20 protein-coding genes are annotated in these 23038 nt (G+C 69.6%); 10 read left to right on the forward strand and 10 right to left on the reverse strand.

What is annotated here, in order from left to right; genetic code table 11:
- Nucleotides 1–85: 85 nt before the first annotated feature.
- Nucleotides 86–577 carry a hypothetical protein gene (locus tag ACT3UF_RS13075; RefSeq protein ID WP_441445087.1) on the reverse strand — a complete coding sequence of 164 codons (492 nt, stop codon included), beginning with the start codon at nt 575–577 and terminating at the stop codon, nt 86–88.
- A gap of 150 nt (nt 578–727) precedes the next feature.
- Nucleotides 728–3400 (reverse strand): valine--tRNA ligase, encoded by a 2673-nt coding sequence (valS, locus tag ACT3UF_RS13080; RefSeq protein ID WP_441445088.1) that lies wholly within the window; start codon nt 3398–3400, stop codon nt 728–730.
- A 107-nt stretch (nt 3401–3507) separates the two neighbouring features.
- Here valS and ACT3UF_RS13085 point away from each other — a divergent pair, with 107 nt between their 5' ends.
- Nucleotides 3508–4278 (forward strand): metallophosphoesterase family protein, encoded by a 771-nt coding sequence (locus tag ACT3UF_RS13085; RefSeq protein WP_444501708.1) that lies wholly within the window; start codon nt 3508–3510, stop codon nt 4276–4278.
- 23 nt (nt 4279–4301) lie between these two features.
- Here the strand turns inward: ACT3UF_RS13085 and ACT3UF_RS13090 are convergent, their stop codons facing one another.
- The 5 genes from ACT3UF_RS13090 to ACT3UF_RS13110 all read right to left on the reverse strand — a co-directional run bounded on the left by ACT3UF_RS13090 (nt 4302) and on the right by ACT3UF_RS13110 (nt 9469).
- A complete protein-coding gene (locus ACT3UF_RS13090) occupies nt 4302–5360 on the reverse strand; it encodes a lipoyl protein ligase domain-containing protein (RefSeq protein ID WP_442331922.1) in 1059 nt (352 codons plus the stop codon).
- A gap of 42 nt (nt 5361–5402) precedes the next feature.
- The gene (locus ACT3UF_RS13095; protein WP_441445090.1) at nt 5403–6698 is read right to left on the reverse strand and encodes a hypothetical protein; all 1296 of its coding nucleotides are present in this window, start codon (nt 6696–6698) and stop codon (nt 5403–5405) included.
- A gap of 110 nt (nt 6699–6808) precedes the next feature.
- Nucleotides 6809–7810, reverse strand: coding sequence for an ABC transporter ATP-binding protein (locus ACT3UF_RS13100; RefSeq protein ID WP_444608374.1), 1002 nt, complete (start codon nt 7808–7810; stop codon nt 6809–6811).
- On the reverse strand, nt 7807–8592 hold the full coding sequence (locus ACT3UF_RS13105; protein ID WP_441445115.1) for an ABC transporter permease: 786 nt from the start codon (nt 8590–8592) through the stop codon (nt 7807–7809). Before ACT3UF_RS13105 ends, ACT3UF_RS13100 begins: the two co-directional genes overlap by 4 nt.
- 82 nt (nt 8593–8674) lie before the next feature.
- Nucleotides 8675–9469: an ABC transporter permease gene (locus tag ACT3UF_RS13110; RefSeq protein WP_441445092.1), complete on the reverse strand. Its 795-nt coding sequence runs from the start codon at nt 9467–9469 to the stop codon at nt 8675–8677.
- Between the two features lie 181 nt (nt 9470–9650).
- Between ACT3UF_RS13110 and ACT3UF_RS13115 the strand changes: the two genes are divergently transcribed.
- The 6 genes from ACT3UF_RS13115 to ACT3UF_RS13140 all read left to right on the forward strand — a co-directional run bounded on the left by ACT3UF_RS13115 (nt 9651) and on the right by ACT3UF_RS13140 (nt 15573).
- The gene (locus tag ACT3UF_RS13115) at nt 9651–10931 is read left to right on the forward strand and encodes a dicarboxylate/amino acid:cation symporter (RefSeq protein WP_444608375.1); all 1281 of its coding nucleotides are present in this window, start codon (nt 9651–9653) and stop codon (nt 10929–10931) included.
- A 117-nt stretch (nt 10932–11048) separates the two neighbouring features.
- Nucleotides 11049–11444 (forward strand): ArsR/SmtB family transcription factor, encoded by a 396-nt coding sequence (locus ACT3UF_RS13120; protein ID WP_444605741.1) that lies wholly within the window; start codon nt 11049–11051, stop codon nt 11442–11444.
- The gene (locus tag ACT3UF_RS13125) at nt 11441–12349 is read left to right on the forward strand and encodes a cation diffusion facilitator family transporter (protein ID WP_442331913.1); all 909 of its coding nucleotides are present in this window, start codon (nt 11441–11443) and stop codon (nt 12347–12349) included. Before ACT3UF_RS13120 ends, ACT3UF_RS13125 begins: the two co-directional genes overlap by 4 nt.
- Nucleotides 12350–12402: 53 nt before the next feature.
- Nucleotides 12403–13209, forward strand: a complete 807-nt coding sequence (locus ACT3UF_RS13130) for an SDR family oxidoreductase (protein WP_441445104.1) — start codon at nt 12403–12405, stop codon at nt 13207–13209.
- On the forward strand, nt 13209–15140 hold the full coding sequence (locus ACT3UF_RS13135; RefSeq protein ID WP_442331914.1) for an ABC transporter ATP-binding protein: 1932 nt from the start codon (nt 13209–13211) through the stop codon (nt 15138–15140). The genes ACT3UF_RS13130 and ACT3UF_RS13135 overlap by 1 nt, the downstream gene beginning before the upstream one ends.
- A 208-nt stretch (nt 15141–15348) precedes the next feature.
- Nucleotides 15349–15573 (forward strand): hypothetical protein, encoded by a 225-nt coding sequence (locus tag ACT3UF_RS13140; protein ID WP_441445106.1) that lies wholly within the window; start codon nt 15349–15351, stop codon nt 15571–15573.
- Nucleotides 15574–15642: 69 nt separating this feature from the next.
- Here ACT3UF_RS13140 and ACT3UF_RS13145 read toward each other — a convergent pair whose 3' ends face one another.
- Both ACT3UF_RS13145 and ACT3UF_RS13150 read right to left on the reverse strand, forming a co-directional pair.
- The gene (locus ACT3UF_RS13145; protein WP_441445107.1) at nt 15643–15915 is read right to left on the reverse strand and encodes a 2Fe-2S iron-sulfur cluster-binding protein; all 273 of its coding nucleotides are present in this window, start codon (nt 15913–15915) and stop codon (nt 15643–15645) included.
- A 156-nt stretch (nt 15916–16071) separates the two neighbouring features.
- A complete protein-coding gene (locus ACT3UF_RS13150; RefSeq protein ID WP_444501711.1) occupies nt 16072–16329 on the reverse strand; it encodes a hypothetical protein in 258 nt (85 codons plus the stop codon).
- A gap of 483 nt (nt 16330–16812) precedes the next feature.
- On the opposite strand from ACT3UF_RS13150, the gene ileS reads away from it, so the two are divergent.
- The 3 genes from ileS to ACT3UF_RS13165 all read left to right on the forward strand — a co-directional run bounded on the left by ileS (nt 16813) and on the right by ACT3UF_RS13165 (nt 22550).
- Nucleotides 16813–20109 carry an isoleucine--tRNA ligase gene (gene ileS / locus ACT3UF_RS13155; RefSeq protein WP_444591942.1) on the forward strand — a complete coding sequence of 1099 codons (3297 nt, stop codon included), beginning with the start codon at nt 16813–16815 and terminating at the stop codon, nt 20107–20109.
- A gap of 207 nt (nt 20110–20316) precedes the next feature.
- Nucleotides 20317–21078: a hypothetical protein gene (locus tag ACT3UF_RS13160; RefSeq protein WP_442331916.1), complete on the forward strand. Its 762-nt coding sequence runs from the start codon at nt 20317–20319 to the stop codon at nt 21076–21078.
- Complete coding sequence (locus ACT3UF_RS13165; protein WP_442331917.1) at nt 21075–22550, forward strand: hypothetical protein; 1476 nt, start codon at nt 21075–21077, stop codon at nt 22548–22550. The genes ACT3UF_RS13160 and ACT3UF_RS13165 overlap by 4 nt, the downstream gene beginning before the upstream one ends.
- 54 nt (nt 22551–22604) lie before the next feature.
- On the opposite strand, the gene ACT3UF_RS13170 is transcribed toward ACT3UF_RS13165, so the two are convergent.
- A complete protein-coding gene (locus tag ACT3UF_RS13170; RefSeq protein ID WP_444608376.1) occupies nt 22605–23024 on the reverse strand; it encodes a hypothetical protein in 420 nt (139 codons plus the stop codon).
- Between the last annotated feature and the right edge of the window lie 14 nt (nt 23025–23038).

Raw genomic sequence — 23038 nt, forward strand, 5'->3', positions numbered from 1 at the left:
TCTTCGACGGGGCGAAGAACTTCGTCGAGTAAAACTGGCCGTTCTGACCTGGCCGGCTCAGCCCAGCAGCCCCGGCCGGGCGGGCTCAGCGCCCGGACTCGGGGTTCTGCGCAAGCCACTGCTGATGCGCCCTGATCACAGCGGCACCGGCACGCACGTACCACGGATGAGGGCCGGTGCTGTCGCCGGCGCTCTGCGTCTTCCGCAGCGGCGTGATCGGCACCATGGAGCCGTCCCGGAGCCACAGCAGCACCGAGTCGCCTCGCTCGTGCATCCCTGGGACCACGACCTGGTGGACCTGCTCCCAGGGCACGAAGCTGCGAGCTCCGAACATCGTGGACCAGGCGACCCCGCGGGCATCCAGACGTGCGCAGGCCCGGCGGGCGAGCAGGAACAGGGCGACCCCGACCCCGACCACAAGCAGTCCGAGCAGCACCACGAGCACGGCACCCAGCACCTCACCCTGGACGATCAGGGCCACGGCGAACAGCGCAGTGAAGACTCCGGTGGCGGCGACCGCGGCACCGGCCCACATGAGTCCGGAGCTGGATCCTGCCCGGACGGTGGCGAAGCCCATGGGGTCTCCTTTTCACAGCGCCGGCCACTCAGCTCCGGCGACGATCGGGTCTGCACAGACTGAGTCGGGTCTGCACAGGCCGAGTCGGGTCTGCGCAGACTGAGCCGGGCCTGCGCAGACTGCGACTGTGCAGAACGAGCCTGCGCGGGCTCAGCCCTGGTTCCGGGGCTGCTTGACCGGCGGCTCGCCGAGCTCGACATCGCGGGTGAGGATCCCTTCGACCTCACCGGCGACCAGCTCGAGCTTCTCGATGCGGCCCAGCGCCGTGAGGTCACCGGCGGCGGCCTCGAGGTGGGCGAGCGCCGCCTGTGGGGCCACGACCGTGACGGACAGGATCGGGGTCTTCTGTGAGACCTTCGCATCGGACTTGATGCGCCGCAGCGTGATCGCGGCCTGCGCGACCGTGTCCACGAGCGCCGCGTCCTGACCGGCTGCCGCTTCCCGCAGGGGAGCGGCCTCGGGCCAGGCCTGGGTGTGCACGCTGCCACCCCGCCACCACGACCAGACCTCCTCGGTCGCGAACACGACCACGGGGGCGAACAGCCGCAGCAGCACCTCGAGCGTGATCGCGAGCGCGGCCCGGGCCGAAGCTGCCCCGGCCTCACCGGCGGGGGAGTTGCCGTGGGCACGCTCCTTGACCAGCTCGATGTAGTCATCGCAGAACGCCCAGAAGAACGGCTCGATGACCTCGAGCGCGCGGGCGTAGTCCATGTCGTCGTTCGCGGCGGTGGCCTGCTCGATGACATCCGCCAGCTGTGCGAGCAGCGCCCGGTCCAGCGGATCGGTCACCACGGCAGGATCTGCGGCGAGGCGTCCGGCGGGATCGGCCGGGGCGTCCCCGAAGCCGAGGGCGAACTTCGAGGCGTTGAGGATCTTGATCGCGAGGCGTCGGCCGATCTTCATCTGCCCCTCGTCGAAGGCGGTGTCCACGCCCTGACGGGCACGACCGGCCCAGTAGCGCACCCCATCGGAGCCGTGCTGCTCGAGCAGACCGATGGGGGTGACCACGTTGCCCTTGGACTTGGACATCTTCTTGCGGTCCGGGTCCAGGATCCAGCCGTTGATCGAAGCGTGCTTCCAGGGCAGCGAGTCCTGCTGCAGGTGGGAGCGCACGATCGTGGAGAACAGCCAGGTGCGGATGATGTCGTGGCCCTGGGGCCGCAGATCCATCGGGTACACCTTGGAGAAGAGCTCCGGGTCGGAGTTCCAGCCACCTGCGAGCTGCGGGGTCAGCGAGGACGTGCCCCAGGTGTCGAGGATGTCGGGGTCGGCGACGAAGCCGCCGGGCACGCCGCGCTGGGACTCCTCGAAGCCGTCGGGCACGTCGATCGTGGGATCGATCGGCAGTGACTGGACCGACGGAGTGAGCACGGTGTCGTAGTCCGTCTCGCCATCGGCGCCCACCGCGTACCAGATCGGGAAGGGCACACCGAAGAAGCGCTGGCGGGAGATCAGCCAGTCACCGGCCAGGCCCTCGACCCAGTTGCGGTAGCGGGACTCCATGTACGTGGGGTGCCAGGTCAGCTCCTTGCCACGGGCGATCAGCTCGTCGCGCAGGCCGCCCTCGGACTGATCACGGCCTCCGTTGGTGAGGTACCACTGGCGGGAGGTGACGTACTCCAGCGGCTTGTCGCCGTTCTCGTAGAACTTCACCGGGTGGGAGATCTTCTCGATCTCGCCGGTGAGGTCTCCGGACTCGGTCGCCATCTCCACCACGCGCTTCTGCGCGCTGAACACGGTCAGTCCCGCCAGCTCGGAGTAGTTCGCCTGGCCCTCGGGCGTGGTGATCCACGGCGCCTCGGTCAGGAAGCGGCCGTCGCGGCCGATCACGGAGCGGGTGGGCAGCTCGAGCTCGCGCCACCAGGTGACGTCGTTCGAGTCGCCGAAGGTGCAGATCATCGCGATGCCCGCGCCCTTGTCGGGCTGGGCGAGGGGGTGCGCCAGCACGGGCACCTCGACCCCGAACAGGGGAGAGGTGACGGTGCTGCCGAAGAGCCCCTGGTAGCGCTCATCGTCCGGGTGGGCCACAAGAGCCACGCACGCGGGCAGCAGCTCGGGGCGGGTGGTCGCGATGACGACCTGCTCGCCGGTGCCGTCGGTGCGGGTGAAGCCGAGGCGGTGGTAGGCGCCGTCGCGGTCGCGGTCCTCCTGCTCGGCCTGCGCCACCGCGGTGCGGTAGGTGACGTCCCACATGGTGGGGGCCTCGGACTGGTACGCCTGACCGGCCTCGAGGTTCTCGAGGAAGGCACGCTGGGAGGTCGCGCGGGAGTGCGCGTTGATGGTCTGGTAGCTGTAGTTCCAGTCCACCGAGAGGCCGAGGGTGCGGAACACTTCCTCGAAGGACTTCTCGTCGATCGCGGTGAGGCGCTCGCACAGCTCGATGAAGTTGCGGCGCGAGACGGGCACCTGGTTCCCGGGCTTGGAAGACTTGTTGTCGCCGCCCTCCTGCGGGGGCGTGTAGTCCTCCACATAGGGCAGCGAGGGGTCGCAGCGCACGCCGAAGTAGTTCTGCGCCCGGCGCTCGGTGGGCAGGCCGTTGTCGTCCCAGCCCAGCGGGTAGAAGACGTTCTTGCCGCGCATGCGCTGGTAGCGCACGATCATGTCCGCCTGCGAGTAGCCGAACACGTGGCCCACGTGCAGCGAGCCCGAGGCCGTGGGCGGCGGGGTGTCGACGCTGAAGACCTGGTCGCGGGTGGTGTCGGGGTCGAAGGCGTAGAGCTGCTGCTCGCTCCATACGCCGTCCCACTTGTCCTCGAGGCCCTCGAGGGAGGGTCGATCGGGGATGGACGTGGCGGTGTCAGGGCGCGGTGCAGTGTCGGTCATGGGGACATTGTTCCAGGTCTGTGCTCGGGTGCAACGCAGGCGGCGACAGTGTGAGCGCCCTCGCGTACGAGGCGGGGCGCAGCGGGGGCGGGCCGTACCGTGGAGGGATGTCCTTCGAACGCCTCGCCGTGGTCTCCGACGTGCACGGCAACCTCACCGCCTATGACGCTGTGCTCGCCGACATCGCCGCGCGCGGCATCACCCGGATCCTGAACCTCGGCGATGTAGTGGGCAAGGGCCCCCGCGGCGCCGCCTGCTCGGCGCTGACCCGAGAGCGCTGCGAGGCGACCGTGCGCGGGAACTGGGAGGTGTTCGTCGCCGGAGATGGCGAGCTGCGCAGCGAGGGCCAGGCCTGGTGGCGGAAGGAGATTCCCGCGGAGGACAGGCAGTGGCTGTTCGCCCTGCCCGGCAGCCTGGACCTCGAGCTCTCCGGGAGACGGGTGCGGGTGCTGCACGCCTCGCCGGTCGATGAGTTCACCCGGGTGCACCGCGAACACGGTGCGGAGCAGTTCGCGATGATGTTCGCTCCCACCCCGTTCACCGGGGACGGCGGCCCCGCGGATGTCGTCGTCTACGGCGACATCCATGACCCCTTCCTGCGCTCCGGCAAGGAGGGGACGCTGGTGAACGTCGGCAGCGTCGGCAATCAGCTCGACGATCCGACACCCTCCTACGCGATCCTCGAAGGCGACCCGGACGGCGGGAAGGACGCACCGTTCGGGATCCAGTTCGTACGGGTGCCCTATGACGTCGAGGCCGAGATCGCGGCGGCCCGTGCGCTCGGCATGCCCGAGCTCGAGGCGTACGAGATCGAGCTGCGCACTGGGGTGTACCGAGGGGACCACGCGGCGCTCGGGCTCAGCACGCCGCGTGGCTGAGCCTCACCGCGCATCTCGAGCGCTCACGGCACCCGCGCGGTCCACTCCTCGGTCCCGAACTTCGTCTCCACCAGCTCGCGGGCCTTGGCGAGCTCATTCTCGGTGTAGTCCGAGTCGACGGTGTCATAGCGGGCGCGGAAGAAGTCCAGGAACCCGGCGATGATCTGCTCACGGGCCAGGCCCGTCTGCGAGCGCATCGGGTCCACGCGCTTGTTCGCGCTCTTGGTGCCCTTGTCGGAGAGCTTCTCGCGGCCGATCCGCAGCACCTCGCTCATCTTGTCCGCGTCGATGTCGTAGCTCATCGTCACGTGGTGCAGCAGCACCCCGCCCGCGAAGCGGCGCTGGGCGGCGCCGCCGATCTTGCCCTGCTCGGAGGCGATGTCGTTCAGCGGCACGTAATGAGCCTTCACCCCGATCTCCGCGAGGGCGCCCATCACCCAGTCGTCGAGATAGGCATAGGACTGCTCGAAGTTAAGTCCCTCCACCAGGGAGGTGGGCACCACCAGCGAGTAGGTGATGCAGTTGCCCTGCTCCATGAACATCGCGCCGCCGCCGGTGATGCGGCGCACCACCCCGATGCCATGCCTCGCTGCGCCCTCGGCGTCGATCTCGTTGCGCAGCGACTGGTAGGAGCCGATCACCACCAGCGGGGAGTCCCAGTCCCAGATCCGGAAGTGAGGGTTGCGACGCCCGGCGATCACCTCGTTCGGCAGCACCTCGTCCAGCGCCACGTGCATCACCGGCGGCAGCACCTGTGGGCCGATCACGTCGAAGGTGAGGTCGTCCCAGCTGGTCGCGTGTCCGAGCGCCCGGCGCACCGCGATCGCGACCGCCTCGACGGAGAAGCCGATCATCTGCACCGGGTCCGGGCGGGTCTCGAGCCGGGTGGTGAGCGCCGCGCCGAGCTCGGCGGCGGTCGCGTCGGTGGGCATCCCCTCCAGCGCGGCGTTGAGATCCTCGAGGGCATCATCCGGCTCGAGGAAGAAGTCCCCGAAGACGTGGGCGGTCGCGATCCGGCCGCCCGCGACGGTGACGTCCACCGAGACCAGCTTGCCGCCGCGCACCTTGTACTGGCCGTTCATCACCGTGCTGTCGTTGCGCTCTTCCATGCCTGCCATTGTCCCTCAGTGGATCGTCAGCGACCGCAGAGCGCGGTGGACCTCCCAGACGAAATCCGCGGTGGACTGGCTCTTGCGCGGCGCGATCGCGTAGGTCTCGGCGGGGCGCCGTGAGGTCTCCTCACGAGTGACGCGGGGGATGAGGTTCTTCCACTCGCGCTCCCCGCCCACCCACAGGCGGTACTCGGTGCCGGACTCGTCCCCCCTGTGCAGCAGCCGCATCCCCATCGACGTCGCGGTCAGTGCCGGCTGGCGCTTGGCGGCTGCCGGCTCGAAGCCGCGGTCGCGCAGCAGCATGGGATTGAACAGCGCCCACAGCAGCAGCCGCGCTCCCTCCAGCTCGGGGGACGCGGGCGCGCCTATCAGCTCAGCGGAGACAGGCGGGCTCCCCGCCTCCGTGCGCCACGCGGTGCGACGGGAGAACATCGCCAGGCGCTGCGTGACAGCCTCCCGCTCCTCGTCGGTCTCGATCCGGCCGATGCCCAGCGGGACGGGGTCCTCGCCCGTGCGCAGGAAGTGCACCGGGGTGCCCTGCTCGACCTCTCCGAACTCGAGGCCCGTGCGATGCCGTCCCACACCCGCCTGGAGGTGGGCGCCGGTCTGGCCGCGACGGGTCGAGAAGTGCGGGCTCGTGCCGAGCAGGGTGCGGCTGGCTAGGTGGAGCACGTCCAGGTGGGCGCGGAACTCGCGGGCGGTGGAGGTCTTCGTCAGCAGCTTCTTCGCATCGACGGGGAACTGCACGACGGGCCGCCCGGCGTTCTCACCCACCTCGCCGAGGGTCTCCCACAGGTGGGCGTGGCCGGGATCGGCCTTCGGCATCCGCCTGGCCACTCGGGCCCAGCTGGTGGCGACGACCCCGTCGGGGACTTCGCCGTCGAGTTCGGCGCGGTCGGTGTGTCGGGCGATCGCGACCAGCAGGTGCTGGGGTGAGGGGCCGAGCGCCGCTCGCATCTCCCTCAGCCGGGTGGTGGAGAACGGGCCGCCGACGCGCAGAGCGATGCCCAGACGGGCGCCGTCGTCGGTTTCCCCTGCGGTGGGCAGCAGCTCGGCGAGCAGATCGGGGGAGGTCTTCCGCAGCCGTGGGGCGGCGGCGATCGAGCCGGTGGTGTGCTCGGTGCGGGCGATCGTGCGCAGGAACGCGTCCCGACTGCGAGGGGACATCAGCACGAACTCGAGCATGTGCCGCAGGATCACCTCGACCCGCACATGGCGCTCCGCCGAGGACTCCAGATCGGGGGAGAGCGCGGAGCGATCCACGGCATAGGTGAGCATCTGTCCGACGGTGGCGTACGAGCGGGCCATGATCCTCCTTCTCCAGGGCGGGCACAGGCGGTCCGGGCTGTGGTGGTGGGCCATTATCCTCCTCCTACAGTGTGCATCGTCGCAGGTGGAGGGTCTAGGCGTGTCCCGGGTCAGAGCCTCCCGTCGCGGGCGTAGATCTGCCGCACCAGGTCCTCGATCGCCGGTTCGGTCAGCGACAGGTCCCGCACCTGGGCCTGGGCACCGATCGCGGTGAGCAGCGCCGGGACCGTCAGCTCGGCGCCCGAGAACGCGATCCGGTGGCGGATCCCGTCGGCCTCCACCGCGAGGGTGCTCGCGGCGGTCGGGAGGGTGAGCGCGGCGAGGGGCTCCTCGAGATCCACGATCAGCTCGCGGGGAGCACCGAGGCGCGCACGGAAGGAGGCCAGCGCCCCGTCGTACGCGACGGTGCCCGAGTTCACCACGACGATCCGGTCGCACAACCGCTCCACGTCCCCCATGTCGTGAGTGGTGAGGAACAGGGTGGTGCCGCGCTCGGCGCGGTCCTCGCGCAGGAAGCGGCGCAGCCCCTCCTTGGAGACCATGTCCAGCCCGATCGTCGGCTCATCGAGCACCACCAGCTCGGGCGAGTGCAGCAGCGCTGCCGCCACCTCGCCGCGCATCCGCTGCCCGAGCGACAGCTGCCGCACCGGGCGGTCCAGGAACCCGCCGAGGTCGAGCCCTTCCACCAGACGCCCCAGGCGCTGCTCGCGGCCACGGTCGGTGAGCCGGTGCATCGCCCCCAGGATCCGGTAGCTGTCCCGCAGCGGCAGGTCCCACCACAGCTGGGATCGCTGGCCGAAGACCACCCCGATGTCGCGGGCGAGGTGACGGCGCTCGGGCACCGGGTCGCGGCCCAGCACCCGGACCGTGCCGGCGGTGGGCTGCAGGATCCCGGTCATCATCTTGATGGTGGTGGACTTCCCCGCGCCGTTGGCACCCACGAACCCGACCGTCTCACCACGGTCGATGCGCAGGGTGACGTCGTCCACCGCGCGCACCAGCTGCCGTCGTCGCCGCCGGGAGCCGGCGACGGGAGTGCGGACAAGGTAGTCGCGACGCAGCCCCGCGAGCTCCACGGCGGGGGACTGCGGTGACGGTTCAGGGGTGCTCATCCACCGGCTCCTGTGTATCTGCGGACTCCCGCGCGCCAGAGCAGACCGGCGACGATCCAGGCCAGGACCGTGGCCGGCAGGCCCAGCCACCCGGCCCAGGCGGGGATCAGGGCCGGGCCGGGCAGGTCCAGCAGCGCGAGGGTGGGGGCGTAGGCGATCAGCGTCGCCGGGATGACGAAGGTGAAGAAGGCGCGCATCGGCAGTGCGAAGACGGCGCCGGGGGTGGTGGCGACGTAGTTGCCGCCGTAGGTGAAGGCGTTGGCGAACTCGCGGCCGTCGACCAGCCAGAACTGCAGGGCGCCGGCCACCGTGAACAGGGCGCCGAAGAGCAACGCGCCGGCGAGCGGTGCGAGCACGGCCAGCAGCAGCGTGGCCCCCGTCGGCTGGAAGCCGGCGAGCACCAGGGCGGTGACGTACATCGCCAGGCCCACCACGATCCGGCCGATGCGGCGCAGCGAGAGATCCAGGCTCGAGATCTGCAGCAGCACCGGAACGGGGCGGATCAGCAGGGTCTCGAGCTTTCCGGACCTGATCTGGGTGGAGAGCCCGTCGATCTCCCCGAAGAGGATGTCCCCGATCCCGAAGGCGAGGGCGCCGAGTCCATAGACCACGGCGACCTGCGTGAGCGTCATCCCGCCGAGCGTGCTCACCTGCGAGAGGATCACCCACAGCTCGAGGAACTCGGTGCCCACGATCAGCACCTGCCCCAGGAGGTCGGTGAGGAAGCTGGTGCGGAAGGTCGCCTGTGAGCGGATCCGGGAGCCGTACAGGGTGCGGACCATCCGGGCTGTGGAGACGGGGCGGTCCAGGGGATCGGGGCGGGCCGCCCGGGCGGCACGATCCGCAGGCGAGGGACGGGGCTGCTCAACCACCCTGCACCTCCACGCTCCGCACCCCGGCGTGCAGCATCGCCAGAGCCGCGGCGGTGAGCACCGCGATCCAGCCCAGCTGGGTCCCCAGCAACGGCAGCGCCTCCAGCGGGGACACCCGGCCGGAGAGGGTGTCGATCGGGGTCTGGATCATCGAGGGGAAGGGCGTGGCGCGGGCGATCGTGAGCAACCAGTCCGGAAACCACACGATCGGGATCAGGAAGCCGGAGAGCAGATTCATCACCGCGGTGTAGACCACGGTCAGACCGCGAGTCTCGAGCAGCCAGAAGGCGGCGAGGTTCACCAGCATGTCCGCGAGGAATGCGACCGTGATCGCCAGCAGCAGGGAGAGCGCGCCGAGCAGGTAGGACAGCGGATCCTCCGGCAGCGCGAGGCCGGTGAGCAGCGCGCCGATCAGCAGCGGCGGCACGCCGCGGCCGAGCAGCAGGAAAGCGGCACGTCCCAGCTTCTGCGCGTAATAGAGGCCCAGGAAGGAAGTGGGGCGCAGCAGGTCTATCGCCACATCCCCCTGGTGGACGCGCTGGGAGACCTCACGGGTGCCGAAGGCCTCGATAGGGGCCAGCAGCGCCTGTCCGAGCCAGACGTAGGTCGCCGCCTGGGCGATGGTGTACCCGCTGAGCTCGCCGCCGGCGGTGGTGATCGCGGCGAACAGGATCGAGGCGCGGATCAGGCCGAAGATCGAGTTGGTGAATACCCCGGCGGCCGTTGCCAGACGGTAGGTCGAGTACTGGCGGAAGGCCGCAGCGGCGATCGTCCAGTACGTGGGCACTCGCGCGAGCCTAGCGAGCTGTGGGAGGTGCCACAAGGTGAACGTGGAATCCGTGTCCACCTGGGCCGGGCCGCGCTGTCCCTCCGGGTGGCGAGCGATCGGGTCGAGGGCGCAGCCGGCGTGCGCACCGCCCGGGTCTACGCTGTTCCGGTCCCCACCCGACCCCTGTGAGAGCCGGCCCATGCACACCTACTCCGACGCCTCCTCCGACGCTCCCTCCGACACCGCCGTCGACCCCTCCGCGCGCGCACCTCGTCGGAAGCGCTTCGGACTGCTTCCCCGGATCCTCCTCGCGATCGTGCTGGGGATCCTGCTGGGCCTCGTGATGCCCGAGGCGCTCGCCCGCATCTTCACCACCTTCAACGGGGTCTTCTCCGGGTTCCTCGGGTTCCTCATCCCGTTGATCATCGTGGGCCTGGTGACGCCGGCGATCGCGGAGCTCGGCCACGGGGCCGGGAAGATGCTCGCCGCGACCGCCGGGATCGCCTACCTCTCCTCCATCCTGTGCGGGCTGTTCGCGCTGGCGCTCTCCCTGTTCCTGCTGCCGCGGATGCTGGGCGGGGCGCGCATCGACTCCCTCGAGAACCCCGAGGACTCCGCGATCGCGGCCTTCTTCGAGATCGAGATCCCGCCGGTGTTCGGCGTGATGACCGCGCTGGTCCTCTCGTTCTGCCTCGGCATCGGGCTCACGCTCGTGAAGAAGGGTGCGCTGCAGGAGTCCTTCGTGCAGCTGCGCACGATCGTGGTGCGCATCATCGAGGCGATCATCATCCCGCTGCTGCCGCTCTACATCTTCGGCATGTTCCTGGGGCTGACCATGAACGGCCAGATCTGGACCGTGATCGGCACTTTCCTCACCGTGATCCTGCTGTTCTTCGGGATGACCGTGGTGGTGCTGCTCGCGCAGTACGCCGCGGCCGGCTGGGCGATGGGCCGCAATCCCCTGAAGATGCTGTGGACGATGCTGCCCGCCTACATGACGGCGCTCGGCACCAGCTCCTCGGCCGCGACCATCCCGGTGACCACCGAGTGCACCAAGCGCAACGGCATCCCCGACGCGATCGCCGACTTCGTGATCCCGCTGTGCGCCACGATCCACCTCGCCGGCTCGACGCTGAAGATCACCACCTTCGCCGTCGCGATCATGATCGTCACCGGAATGCCGCTGAACATCGGCGCCCTGGTGGGCTTCGTGTTCATGCTGGGCGTGGTGATGATCGCGGCGCCGGGCGTGCCCGGTGGCGCGATCATGGCCGCCGCCGGTGTGCTCGCCTCGTTCCTCGGCTTCGGTGAGGCTGCCGTGGGCCTCATGATCGCCGCGTACATCGCGATCGACTCCTTCGGCACCGCCACGAACGTCACCGGGGACGGCGCGATCGCGGCGCTCATGACCAGGTTCTCCAAGGGACGCATCAGCGGCGACATGACCGCGCAGCACCATCCGCAGGTGCACGGCGTCTGAGCTGTCGAGTGAGCTCGGCCGTCGTGAAAGCGGGCCCGTCAGCACCCTGCGAGGTGCGGGCGGGCCCGCTTCTGTTCGTCAGCCGCTCGCACCTGAAGCATCTGCCATACTGAACATATGAGCAATCGTTCAGATGTTGAGGTGCGGTCCGCCGAGATCGCCGACCTCGCCGACGTCTTCTCCCTGCTGGGGGATCCCAGCCGCCTGCGCCTGCTGTTCGCGCTGCGCGGGGGCGAGGTGAGCGTGGGGGAGCTGTCGACCCTCACCGGGCAGTCGGATTCCGCGGTCTCGCATGCGCTGCAGCTGCTGCGCGCCCACCGCATCGTCCGCGTGCGTCGGGAGGGGCGGCGCGCCTTCTACCGTCTGGACGACCCGCACGTGCGGATGCTGCTCGAGGTCGCCCTCACCCACACCGAGCACAGCGAGCTCCAGCATCCCGAGAGGCGCACCGTGGACGCGCCGCAGGAGCGTGCGGGCTCGCCCCACGAGCCGGTCGAGCAGGCAGTCTCATGAGCCATTCCCACGGGGGCGGCGCCACCGGCCACGCCGGGGCCGCGCACCGCTGGCGGCTGATCGTCGCGGTGGTGCTGATCGGCGGGTTCTTCGTCGTCGAGCTGGCGGCCGGGCTGCTCTCGGGCTCCCTCGCGCTGCTCTCGGACGCCGGGCACATGGCTGCGGACGTGGTCACCCTGTCCGCGGCGCTCGCCGCGACGGTGTTCGCTGCGCGTCCCTCTCGTGATGGCCGGCGCACCTTCGGCAACTACCGCCTTGAGACCTTCGCCGCCCTGCTGGCGGTCCTGATCATGCTGGTCGTCGCCGCCCTCGTGACGATCAGCGGGATCAGCCGGCTGGGTGCCGAGGTCCACGTCGACACCACGCCGATGCTGATCGTCGGCGGGCTCGGCCTGGTCGTGAACCTGGTGGTGCTGCTGATGCTGCACGGCGGGGCGAAGGAGAGCCTCAACGTCAAGGGTGCCTATCTCGAGGTCCTGGCCGACACCCTCGGCTCGGTCGGGGTGATCGTCGCAGCGGTGCTGATCCGTCTGACCGGAGCGAGCCTCATCGACACGATCGTCGCGCTCGCGATCGGGGCGTTCATCGCGGTGCGTGCCGTGCTGCTGGCCCGCGAGGTGCTCACCGTGCTGGGCCAGGCCGCACCCGCAGACATCGACCCCCAGCAGGTGGAGGACGATCTGCGGGCCCTCGACGGGGTCGCCGATGTCCACGACCTGCACCTGTGGACCCTCACCTCCGGGATGGAGGTCGCCACCGTCCATCTGGTGACCGCGCCCGGAGCTGATCCGCACCCGGTCCTCGACGCCGCCCAGGAGCTGCTCAGCACCACGCACGACATCGCCCATGCGACCGTCCAGACCGAGCCGACCGACCACCACGGCTGCCTCGAGATCGGCTGGTGACCTGCAGGCCGGACCGCCGGATGAGAGCGTCGGGCTCCGCGTACGCTGGGGCCATGACCTCTACGACCTCCATGAATGCTGCGAAAACTGCTGGCAACGACCCCACCCGTCTGACCGCCGTCGTCACCGGCGCCTCCTCCGGCATCGGCCGCGCCACCGCCGTGCGCCTGGTGGCCGAGGGCTGGCGCGTGCTCGCTGTCGCGCGCCGCGAGGACCGGCTGCGCGAGCTCGCCGAGCAGACCGGCTGCGAGGTGCTCGCCGTCGACATCACCTCCGATGACTCCGTCCAGCGCCTGGTCGAAAGGGCCGCCGAGCTGTTCGGCGGCTCCCTGAACGCCGTGGTGCATGTGGCCGGCGGCGCCCTCGGCGTCGAGACCGCCGCCGAGGCGGACCTCGAGAAGTGGCAGCGCATGTACGACATCAACGTGCTGGGCACGGTGCGGGTCACCCGCGCCCTGCTGCCGGCACTGCGGGAGAGCGGCCGTGGAGACCTGCTGTTCGTCACCTCGGTGGCCGGTCACGAGGCCTACCCCGGCGGTTCCGGCTACAACGCCGCCAAGGCCGGGGAGCACATGCTCGCCAACGCCCTGCGCCTCGAGCTGAACGGGGAGAGGATCCGCGTCATCGAGATCGCCCCCGGAATGGTCCGCACCGAGGAGTTCTCCCTCACCCGCCTCGGCGACCAGGACGCGGCCGACGCCGTCTACGACGGAGTCGAGCAGCCGCTGACCGCGGAGGACTGCGCGGACGTCATCTCCTATGCGCTCAATGCCCCGCATCACGTGAACCTCGATCTGGTGACCGTCCGTCCCCTCGCGCAGGCGGCCGCCCACCGCGTCGCCCGCCACCAGGGAGTCTGATGGTCCACGGCGGGATGGGCGGCCCCGGCGGAGGGATGGGCGGCGGGGGCGGCCGGATGCGCGACGACCTCAAGCTCGCCCCCGGCCAGCGCCCCGACCTGCGACGGGTGCTGTCCCTGTTCCGCCCGTATCGCGGGATCCTCACGGGGGTGCTGGCACTGATCGTGATCGGTGCCGCCGTTGGGGTGGTCTCCCCGTTCCTGATCCGCGAGATCGTGGATGTCGCCCTGCCTGAGCAGCGCGCCGACGTGCTGGCATGGTCCGTCGGCGGGCTGATCGCGGTGACGGTGATCTCGAGCGCGCTCGGGGTCACCCAGTCGATGCTCTCCACCCGGGTGGGCCAGTCCGTGATGCACGACCTGCGGGTCTCTGTCTTCTCCCACCTGCAGCGGATGGGGCTGGGATTCTTCACCCGCACCCGCACCGGAGAGATCCAATCGCGGATCTTCTCCGACATCGGCTCCATGCAGGCCGTGGTCACCTCCGTGATGACCCAGATCGTCTCCTCCGGGGCGGGGGTGGCGATGGCGCTGGTGGCGATGTTCGCCCTGGACTGGCGGCTGACCCTTTTCTCCCTCATCGCATTGCCCTTCGCGGTGTGGATGAACCGCCGGGTGGGCCGCCGCAGACGAGCGATCGTGAAGACCCGCCAGGAGAAGGCGGCGGACCTCTCCGCCGGGATCCAGGAGTCCCTGTCCGTCTCCGGCATCCTGCTGGGGGTCACCATGGGGCGCACGCAGGCGCTCAGCCAGGCCTTTGCCACCGACTCGCGGGAGCTCGCGGACCTCGAGGTCCGCTCCGAGATGGCCGGCCGCTGGCACATGGCCGTCTTCACGACCCTGATGGCGCTGTTCCCGGCCCTGACCTACCTGCTCGGCGGCCACCTGCTCTTCGGCGACCCCGAGGGCCAGGGCGTCACCATCGGCACTCTGGTCGCCTTCATCGCCCTGCAATCCGGCCTGTTCCCCCAGATCAACGGGCTGCTGCGCGTCGCGACCCAGGTCAACAGCTCCCTGGCGCTGTTCGCGAGGGTGTTCGAGTACCTCGACGCTCCGATCCTCATCAGCGACGCGCCGGAGGCCCTGGCGCTGGACCCGGTAACCGTGCGCGGAGAGATCCGCTTCGAGGACGTCACCTTCACCTATCCGGGCGCGGAGGCGCCGGCGCTGCACGGCATCGACCTGGTGGTTCCGGCCGGGAAGCACACCGCGCTGGTGGGGGCCACCGGCTCGGGCAAGACCAGCACCGGTTACCTGATGGCGCGGCTCTATGAGCCCAGCTCCGGCCGGATCACCCTGGATGGTCACGACCTGCGGGAGATCACCATGGATTCGCTCGCGGCGAGCATCGGTGTGGTCACCCAGGAGACCTATCTGCTGCACGCCTCGATCGCCGACAACCTGCGCTTCGCCCGGCCGGAGGCGAGCGATGAGGAGCTGCGGAAGGCCTGCCGGATCGCGCAGATCCACGACCACATCGAGTCTCTGCCGCAGGGCTACGACACCGTGGTGGGGGAGCGCGGTTACCGGTTCTCCGGCGGGGAGAAGCAGCGTCTGGCGCTTGCGCGCACGATCCTGCGGGACCCGCCGGTACTGCTGCTCGACGAGGCGACCTCCGCGCTGGACGTCGCCACCGAGCGTGCGATGTCCGGTGCGCTCGACGCCGCCGCCCGTGGCCGCACCACCGTCTCGATCGCCCACCGGCTCTCCACCATCCGGCACGCCGATCAGATCATCGTGATGCAGCACGGCCGCATCCTCGAGCGCGGCACCTACGAGGAGCTGGTGACGCGAGGCGGGATCTTCGCGCAGCTCGCGATCCAGGACGCCCGACGGGACAGCGCCGCGCCCGGACCAGGGGACGGCGAGGCTTTGCAGCCGTGGGCGGCGAGTGACGATGCCGAGGACCCGGCCCCGCCGCTGCGGAGCTGAGCCGGTCCGCGGCCAGCTGAGCCGGTCCACGGCCAGCTGAGCCGGTCTACGACCCGATGTGCCGGTCTACGACCAAAGGGGGAGGGACATCTCCACCCTGCGCAGGATGTGGGAGACCTGCCGCCCGGGGGAGGATCTCTCCATGGAGAGGCGCCGCACCCCCACCGGACGGCGGCCTCTCGAGCATCCGAGCAGAGAGGTCCCCCTGATGACGACGACGCATCTCGGCCATGTCGAGCAGGCACGATCCGGGGCCAAGCCCGCCATGGGCAGGCCGCTGCTGTTCGCTCTGCTGCTCGCCGTCGCCGCTGCCGGAATGCTGCTCCTGCTGGTCACCGGCCCCAGCATCGCGCTGCCGTTCGCGGTCGGTGCCGCGACGGCGCTGATGATGCTGGTGGGCGTGGCCTGGGTCGTGGCTGGTCCCCGGCTCTGACGCACTCCGATCACGGAGATCCCGATCCGATCAGCGAGATCCCGGTCAGAGGGATCCTGAGGGACGTCCTCAGATGTCGATCTCGATCTCGCCCTCGCCGCGGGATACGCAGGTGATCATCTGGTCCGCGTGCTCGTCGTCCATCAGGAACTCGTCCAGGTGCTCGACCTCGCCGGAGACCAGCGGCACCACGCAGGTGCCGCACACGCCGCCCTCGCACGAGTAGTCCATCGGGATGTCAGCGTCAAGCAGCGCCTGGAGGAGGGATTGACCCTCGCCGATCTCGAGCGTGACGCCCGACTTCAGGCACTTGGCGGTGAAGGGCTCTCCGAACAGCGACATCCTCGCTCCTTCTGCGTCGACCACCCCGTGACGCGGGGCGGGATCGTGGAGCTCTCAGTCTTCCATGACCTCGCCTCCTCCACGAGGTGAGTCTTGCCTCCTCACCCAGCGCCTCGCCCAGCGCGTTGCAGAGCCCAGAGGGACATCAGCGGCAGCTCACCTGAGGGAGCCGTCGTCCGCGTCGGCCGTTTCACGAAGGCTCCCGGGACTCGCCGTCATCGGCGCGGGAGCGACAGACACAGGAGCCGAGATCGCGGCCCGCACGCTCGGCGTGCCCGGGACGGAAGGTGTCAGCGCGAGCGCCGACGGACCGAAGCTGAGCACGAGCAGGGCCGCCGCGCCGAGTGCCGAGGCGCTCGCCGTGGCCCGGCTGCGCCGTGGGCCGGCATCCTGGGCACCGGTGTCCTCATCCATGCGACCTCCTCGATGGGGGAGCGGCAGGTCGAGCCGCTGCCTGTATTCGACGTCCCGCGGCTGGGCAGGTGCTGTGCATCTCACCCGGATCTGCTGGGACGCGAATGGGATGCGCAAGGAGGGGACACGTAAGGAAGGGACGAGGGAGGGGGAGCCGGGCTGTTCCGCGCGTCTCTTCCCCGCCCGGCCGCGTGACCGTCCTCGGGCCGCCGCGTACACTGACCGCCATCGGCATCGACCCGGCCATCACCGGCGAGCCGCGGGAAGAACCGCCCATTGTCCGTTCGCGGGCACGGGCCTAGTAGAACCCGCCGGGACCAGCCCGTCACAGCTGAGGAACAAGGGGAGGCCCCTGGATCGCCACCGGCGATGCAGCGGACGTCAACCGAGGTGGTACCGCGCCACCGGCCCTGCGCCGGGAAGCGTCCTCGGACTGCGTGTTGTCCCAGCTCTCACCCTTGTTCTGCCTCGGAGGTCCGTCCCATGGTCTACCCGGTCAGCGGAGACCCGCTCGTCCCCTCACCGAACCTGCCCTCGCTCGAGAACGCCATCCAGGAGTTCTGGCGGCAGGACGACACCTTCCGTGCTTCGATCGCCCGGCGCGAGGGTGCCGAGGAGTTCGTCTTCTACGACGGTCCTCCCTTCGCCAACGGCCTGCCGCACTACGGCCACCTGCTCACCGGCTTCGTCAAGGACGTCATCCCGCGCTTCCGCACCATGTGCGGGAACAAGGTGGACCGCCGCTTCGGCTGGGACACCCACGGCCTGCCCGCCGAGCTCGAGGCGATGCGGGAGCTCGGGATGACCGAGAAGTCCGAGATCGAGGAGATGGGCGTCCAGGAGTTCAACAACGCCGCCCGCGCCTCGGTGCTGAAGTACACCAAGGAGTGGGAGGACTACGTCACCCGCCAGGCCCGCTGGGTCGACTTCGAGAACGACTACAAGACCCTCGACGTCACCTTCATGGAGTCGGTGCTGTGGGCGTTCAAGACCCTGTACGACAAGGGGCGGGCGTATGAGGGCTACTACGTGCTGCCTTACTGCTGGAAGGACCAGACCCCGCTGTCCGCGCACGAGCTGCGCATGGATGACGACGTCTACCAGGAGCGCCAGGATCAGACCGTGACGGTCACCTTCCCGTTCTCCGGGGAGAAGGCCGAGCAGCTCGGCCTGGACAGCGTGAAGGCACTGGCCTGGACCACCACCCCCTGGACCCTGCCCACCAACTTCTCCCTCGCCGTCGGTCCCGAGCTCCAGTACTCGGTGGTCCCCGCCGGTCCGCTCGGCGCCGCCGACGGCACCGCCGCAGGTGCAGGCCGCTACCTCATGGCCACCGCGCTGCTCGGCTCCTACACCAAGGAGCTCGGCTACGAGAGCGCCGAGGAGGCGCTCGCCGCCTGCGAGGAGCGCGTGTACGCCGGCTCCGAGCTCGAGCACGTCGCCTACCAGCCGCTGTGGACCGTCTATTCGGAGGACCGGGCGAAGTGGGGCACCGAGAACGCGTGGATCGTCACCGTCGCGGACTACGTCTCCACCGATGACGGCACCGGCGTGGTCCACCAGGCCACCGCCTACGGTGAGATCGACCAGCAGGTCAACGCCGAGTACGGCATCCCCGTGATCGTCTCGGTGGACGAGGGCGCCCAGTTCCTGGACTATTTCGCCGGCACGGAGCTGGACGAGATCGCCGGGGTGCAGGTGTTCGAGGCGAACCGCCCGATCATCCGCAATCTCCAGCAGGCCGGGCGACTCATGCGCGAGGCCAGCTACGTGCACTCCTACCCGCACTGCTGGCGCTGCCGGACTCCCCTGATCTACAAGGCCGTCTCCTCCTGGTACGTGAAGGTCGCCGACCAGCGCGAGCGCATGCTCGAGCTGAACGAGCAGATCGACTGGGTGCCCGGCAACGTCAAGCACGGCCAGTTCGGCCGCTGGCTCGAGGGCGCCCGAGACTGGGCGATCTCCCGCAACCGCTACTGGGGCACCCCGCTGCCGATCTGGAAGAGCGACGATCCGAACCATCCCCGGATCGACGTGTATGGGTCCCTCGCCGAGATCGAGGAGGCCTTCGGCACCCTGCCGCGCAACGAGCTCGGCGAGGTGGACCTGCACCGTCCGTACATCGACGAGCTCACGCGCCCGAACCCCGACGACCCCACCGGGCAGTCCACCATGCGCCGCGTCGAGGAGATCTTCGACGTCTGGTTCGACTCCGGCTCGATGCCGTTCGCGCAGATGCACTACCCCTTCGAGAACACCGAGCGGTTCGAGTCCCACAACCCCGCGGACTTCATCGTGGAGTACATCGGGCAGACCCGCGGCTGGTTCTACGTCATGCACGTGCTCTCCACCGCACTGTTCGACCGGCCCGCCTTCACCTCGGTGATCTGCCACGGCATCGTGCTCGGCGAGGACGGACAGAAGATGTCCAAGTCGCTGCGCAACTATCCCGACGTGCGCGAGATGTTCGACAAGTACGGAGCCGACGCGATGCGCTGGTTCCTCATGAGCTCCCCGATCCTGCGCGGCGGGAACCTCGTGGTCGACGAGCCGAAGATCCGCGACGCCACCCGCCACGTGGTGCTGCCGCTGTGGAACGTCTGGTACTTCCTGGGGCTGTACGCCAATGCTGCGGGCCAGAAGGACGCGGCCGGGAAGCCGACGGGCTACCTCGGGAAGACCCGCTACGACTCCAGCGATGTCATGGACCGCTACCTGCTGGCCCGCACCGGCGACCTCGTGCGCGAGGTGAAGGAGGCGATGACCGCGCTCGCGATCGCGGACGCCGCCGAGCTGGTCCAGGACTACCTGGACATGCTCACCAACTGGTACGTGCGCCGCTCCCGCGACCGTTTCTGGGAGGGCGACGAACAGGCGATCGACGTGCTCTCCACGTGCCTGTCGACCCTCTGCCAGGTGGCGGCCCCGCTGCTGCCGATGGTCACCGAGGAGATCTGGAAGCAGCTCACCGGCGGGCGCTCCGTGCATCTGACCGACTGGCCCGATGCGGACCTGTTCCCCCGTGACGCGGAGCTGGTGGCACAGATGGACGATGTGCGCGCGATCGCGAGCGTGGGCAACTCCCTGCGCAAGAAGGGGCAGCTGCGGGCGCGGCTGCCGCTCGCCGAGCTCACCGTGGTCCACCACGCCCCGAGCACGCTGGAGGCGTTCTCGGGGATCATCGCCGACGAACTCAACGTCAAGGCCGTGCGCCTGCTGGACGTCGCGAGCGAGGAGGCGCAGGGGATGGGCGTCGAGCAGCGGCTCAGCGTCAATGCCCGCGCCGCCGGCCCGCGCCTGGGCAAGCAGGTGCAGACGGTCATCAAGGGCTCCAAGTCCGGTGACTGGTCCGCTGACGAGAACGGCGTGGTCATCTCCGGCGGCATCGAGCTCGCCGAGGGCGAGTACACGCTCGACCTGGTCGCGGGCGAGTCCGCGGCGATGGAGGGCCGGGCCGTCGGCGTGCTGCGAGGCGGGGACTTCGTCGCGCTCGATACCCGGGTGACCGCTGAGCTCGAGGCCGAGGGCGTGGCCCGGGACGTGGTGCGCGCGATCCAGTCGGCTCGCCGCGAGGCAGGCTTCGACGTCTCGGACCGGATCCGACTGACCGTGGACGGCGACGAGTCCGTGACCGCTGCCGTCGCCGTGCATCGGGAGCTGGTCGCCGGCGAGGTGCTCGCGGTCGAGGTCTCTGTGCCGGCCGGACCGGCCGAGGGTGCGCACGCAGCGAGCGAGAAGGTCTCCGGCGGAACTGTCACGGTATCCGTGACCCGCGCCTGAGACTGCCTCCGTCCTCGAGCGGCCCCAGACCGGATCAGACCGGTCTGGGGCCGCTGCGCTGCTGGACCCGGCCGCGGGGCCGGAGAGCGCGATCGGGGGTGCGGCAATCCGCCGAGGTGGGCACTTCTCCCCATCGCGCAGAGCAGGCCCTCCTGGATAGCGTGACGGCATCGACGTCGGCGTGCACTATGAGCTCAGGGGACCTTCATGACACGTTTTCGCTCCCACCTCGAACCGGCGCTCAGCGCCGCCTTCGCCCGACTGCGCGAACCACGGCGGATCAATCCCACCTGGCTGCCCCAGCTCGACGGTGCCGCGCTGGGGCGACCCGACCTGGCCCCCGGGGAGCAACGGCTCGCCCAGCGTGCTCTGATCGCCCCCGTGGTCACGGTGCTCACCGCCACGACCCCGGAAGAGACGGAAGAGCTCCGCATCGTCCTGGATGCCGACGGCGCGATCGCGCTGACCCGGATCGGGGACGGCCCGTACGAATGGTGGGATGCCCCCACCGACGTGATCCCCCACCTGGTGCTCACGCTGCTCTCCTCCTCTTCACGACTGTCCGCCGCACCACAGATGACGACGCGAGGCCCGCACAACGCCCTCACCATCACGCTCGAGCAGCGGCGGTCGATCGCCGCGCGCATCGCCGAAGGGACACCGGCACATGCGGCCATCGCCGCACAGACCGATCTCAGCGAGCCGCTGCGCGACGCCCTCCTGAGCGACCGCGACAGGGCCACCTTCGATATCTGCATGCACGTCCCACCGAGCACGCACGCTCCGATGCTGCGATTCCACCTGCTGCGTCGTTGGAATGCGGGCGTCCACGGCCTGTACAGCGCCGACGGCGACACCGGATTCAGCGACGACCTCCATCAGGTCGCCGATGGTGACGTGCTCGCCACCGTCCTGCCCCTTCTGGAGGAGGGCGCCGGACTGGCGTCCGGCACGGAGATAGTGGCATGACCTTCTACGGCATGGTCCCCGAGGAGGTCCGCGCACAGGCGGACCGCTGTGCGAACGGCGCCGAGCAGGTCAGCAGCCTGCAGCAGCGCCTGGACGGCATCGTCCAGGGCACGTCCTGGACCGGCCCTGACCGCGACGACTTCCTCTCGACCTGGACGAACCACGCTGCGCCCGGTCTGGCGCGCCTCGAGATGCTCCTGACCGAGCAAGCTGGAGCACTGCGCGGCGAAGCCGACGAGCAGGACAGAGTCTCGGGAGAGGAGACGGGGGACCCCCTGGCGAACCTCTTCGAGGATGCCGGGGACTGGCTCCGGGACCGGGCTGAGGACGCCGGGGATTGGCTCCGGGACCGGGCCGGGGACGTCGAGAAATGGTTCAAGGACAGGGTCGAGGACGTCGAGGACTGGTTCCGAGACCGGTTCCACGACACCTTCGGCGACGCCTCCGATCCCGACCGGCCCTGGGCGGAGATCTTCGCCCAGGACATCGTCGATGAGCTCGTCGAGGGGGAGAAGCTCGACCACCCCACAGAGGTGGAGGTCCTCGGCTCACGCGAGATCACCGACAGCGACGCTCCGGAGAGCCTCGAGGACCTCGTGCTCGACAACGACGAGAGCCGTCGGACGATCCCCGGCACTGAGCCCCCGCGAGAGTATGACCCTCTGGATGAGGCACAGATCCGTATCCAGACGGTGACGGGTGCCGACGGCGTCGAGCGGTACATCGTCCACGTCCCTCCCACTCAGGGCGCGCCGCTGCAGGAGAAGGTCAGCGTGCTCGGGCATGAGACGCCGATCCCCGACGTGGACGCCACGCTCGAGGGATGGAACGAGCAGGGGCAGCCGTTCGGATGGGACAACAACCTCTACGCGATGGCGGGCAAGGAGAACGCAGGAGCGAACGCCGTGAAGGAGGCGATGCAGGAGGCCGGGATCCCGGAGGGCTCCGAGATCGCGTTCGTCGGCCATTCACAGGGAGGTCTCGTCGCCGCGCAGCTCGCCGATGACCCCTCCTTCAACGGTGGCAGCTACCAGGTCACCGACATCTTCTCGGTGGGCTCCCCGGTCCAGACCTACACCCCGGCGAACTCGGACACCGACGTGCTCAACATCCAGCACGTCGAGGACGGCGGGAACCAGGGGGACTTCGTCCCCACCCTCGACCTCGAAGGCAGCTCGCATGCTCACCCGGACGGCAATCCGGCACCCAACGTCCGCGACGTCTCCTTCGGCACACCGAATCCGTCGGACGGCTACACCCCGGAGAGCGACAACCACCAGGCGCACAACTCAGTGCTGTGGAACGAGGACGGCACCGCCCACGATCCGGATTCCGCGTACTACGGGACGGTGCGGAACAACGGTGACGATCCCGCACTCGCGGCGAAGGAGGAGCGGATGCAAGGGAAGTACTTCGGGGAGGGAACGTCCATGGATGAGGACGTCGTGGTCGATGTCAGACGCACGCCGTGAGCTCGGGTGCGCGGCTCGGGTCAGCAGCAGACAACGCCGACCCACGAGCACGGGTCAGCTGATCCCGTAATGGTCGTAGAAGTGGCCCAGGGTGGCGAACGTCGACTCACCCAGATCGACCAGCTCGGTCGCGGTGACCTCGGCGCCCTCTGAGCCGATCCCGGCGACTTTGGCGACTTTGATCCCGCGGTCGCCCCCGTACCTGCGGTGGAGGACCTCGACGCCGAGGCCCCAGGCTTCGTCGAAGGCGTCACGCAGCTGGTCCGCAGCGACGTCGAGCTCGATGCTCCCGGAGATCAGGGAGCCCAGCCCGCCGCCGGCACCGAAGCTGATCTCTGCGCCGGTGACTGCCGGGGCGCCCTCGATGGCGTCCTCCACAGCCTGCTTGCCGGGGCGGAGCACCCCGCAGCCGGTGAGCATCGAGACCAGGCCCATGGCACCTCCAGCCAGTGCAATCCGGCGGTTCATGTGCATCGATCCTCTCGGTA

Origin of the sequence: Brachybacterium sp. AOP24-D1-21 (genome assembly GCF_052378665.1) — a bacterium.
Classification (GTDB): domain Bacteria; phylum Actinomycetota; class Actinomycetes; order Actinomycetales; family Dermabacteraceae; genus Brachybacterium.

Bases quoted from the DNA above. Each gene is read 5' to 3' on its own strand.
- ACT3UF_RS13075 (WP_441445087.1), bottom strand. From the start codon at position 577: ATGGGCTTCGCCACCGTCCGGGCAGGATCCAGCTCCGGACTCATGTGG.
- ACT3UF_RS13150 (WP_444501711.1), bottom strand. From the start codon at position 16,329: ATGGATGAGGACACCGGTGCCCAGGATGCCGGCCCACGGCGCAGCCGG.
- ACT3UF_RS13085 (WP_444501708.1), top strand. From the start codon at position 3,508: ATGTCCTTCGAACGCCTCGCCGTGGTCTCCGACGTGCACGGCAACCTC.
- ACT3UF_RS13170 (WP_444608376.1), bottom strand. From the start codon at position 23,024: ATGCACATGAACCGCCGGATTGCACTGGCTGGAGGTGCCATGGGCCTG.
- ACT3UF_RS13165 (WP_442331917.1), top strand. From the start codon at position 21,075: ATGACCTTCTACGGCATGGTCCCCGAGGAGGTCCGCGCACAGGCGGAC.
- ACT3UF_RS13145 (WP_441445107.1), bottom strand. From the start codon at position 15,915: ATGTCGCTGTTCGGAGAGCCCTTCACCGCCAAGTGCCTGAAGTCGGGC.
- ACT3UF_RS13135 (WP_442331914.1), top strand. From the start codon at position 13,209: ATGGTCCACGGCGGGATGGGCGGCCCCGGCGGAGGGATGGGCGGCGGG.
- ACT3UF_RS13120 (WP_444605741.1), top strand. From the start codon at position 11,049: ATGAGCAATCGTTCAGATGTTGAGGTGCGGTCCGCCGAGATCGCCGAC.
- ACT3UF_RS13125 (WP_442331913.1), top strand. From the start codon at position 11,441: ATGAGCCATTCCCACGGGGGCGGCGCCACCGGCCACGCCGGGGCCGCG.
- valS (WP_441445088.1), bottom strand. From the start codon at position 3,400: ATGACCGACACTGCACCGCGCCCTGACACCGCCACGTCCATCCCCGAT.
- ACT3UF_RS13115 (WP_444608375.1), top strand. From the start codon at position 9,651: ATGCACACCTACTCCGACGCCTCCTCCGACGCTCCCTCCGACACCGCC.
- ACT3UF_RS13095 (WP_441445090.1), bottom strand. From the start codon at position 6,698: ATGGCCCGCTCGTACGCCACCGTCGGACAGATGCTCACCTATGCCGTG.
- ACT3UF_RS13130 (WP_441445104.1), top strand. From the start codon at position 12,403: ATGACCTCTACGACCTCCATGAATGCTGCGAAAACTGCTGGCAACGAC.
- ACT3UF_RS13090 (WP_442331922.1), bottom strand. From the start codon at position 5,360: ATGAACGGCCAGTACAAGGTGCGCGGCGGCAAGCTGGTCTCGGTGGAC.
- ACT3UF_RS13100 (WP_444608374.1), bottom strand. From the start codon at position 7,810: ATGAGCACCCCTGAACCGTCACCGCAGTCCCCCGCCGTGGAGCTCGCG.
- ileS (WP_444591942.1), top strand. From the start codon at position 16,813: ATGGTCTACCCGGTCAGCGGAGACCCGCTCGTCCCCTCACCGAACCTG.
- ACT3UF_RS13160 (WP_442331916.1), top strand. From the start codon at position 20,317: ATGACACGTTTTCGCTCCCACCTCGAACCGGCGCTCAGCGCCGCCTTC.
- ACT3UF_RS13105 (WP_441445115.1), bottom strand. From the start codon at position 8,592: ATGGTCCGCACCCTGTACGGCTCCCGGATCCGCTCACAGGCGACCTTC.
- ACT3UF_RS13140 (WP_441445106.1), top strand. From the start codon at position 15,349: ATGACGACGACGCATCTCGGCCATGTCGAGCAGGCACGATCCGGGGCC.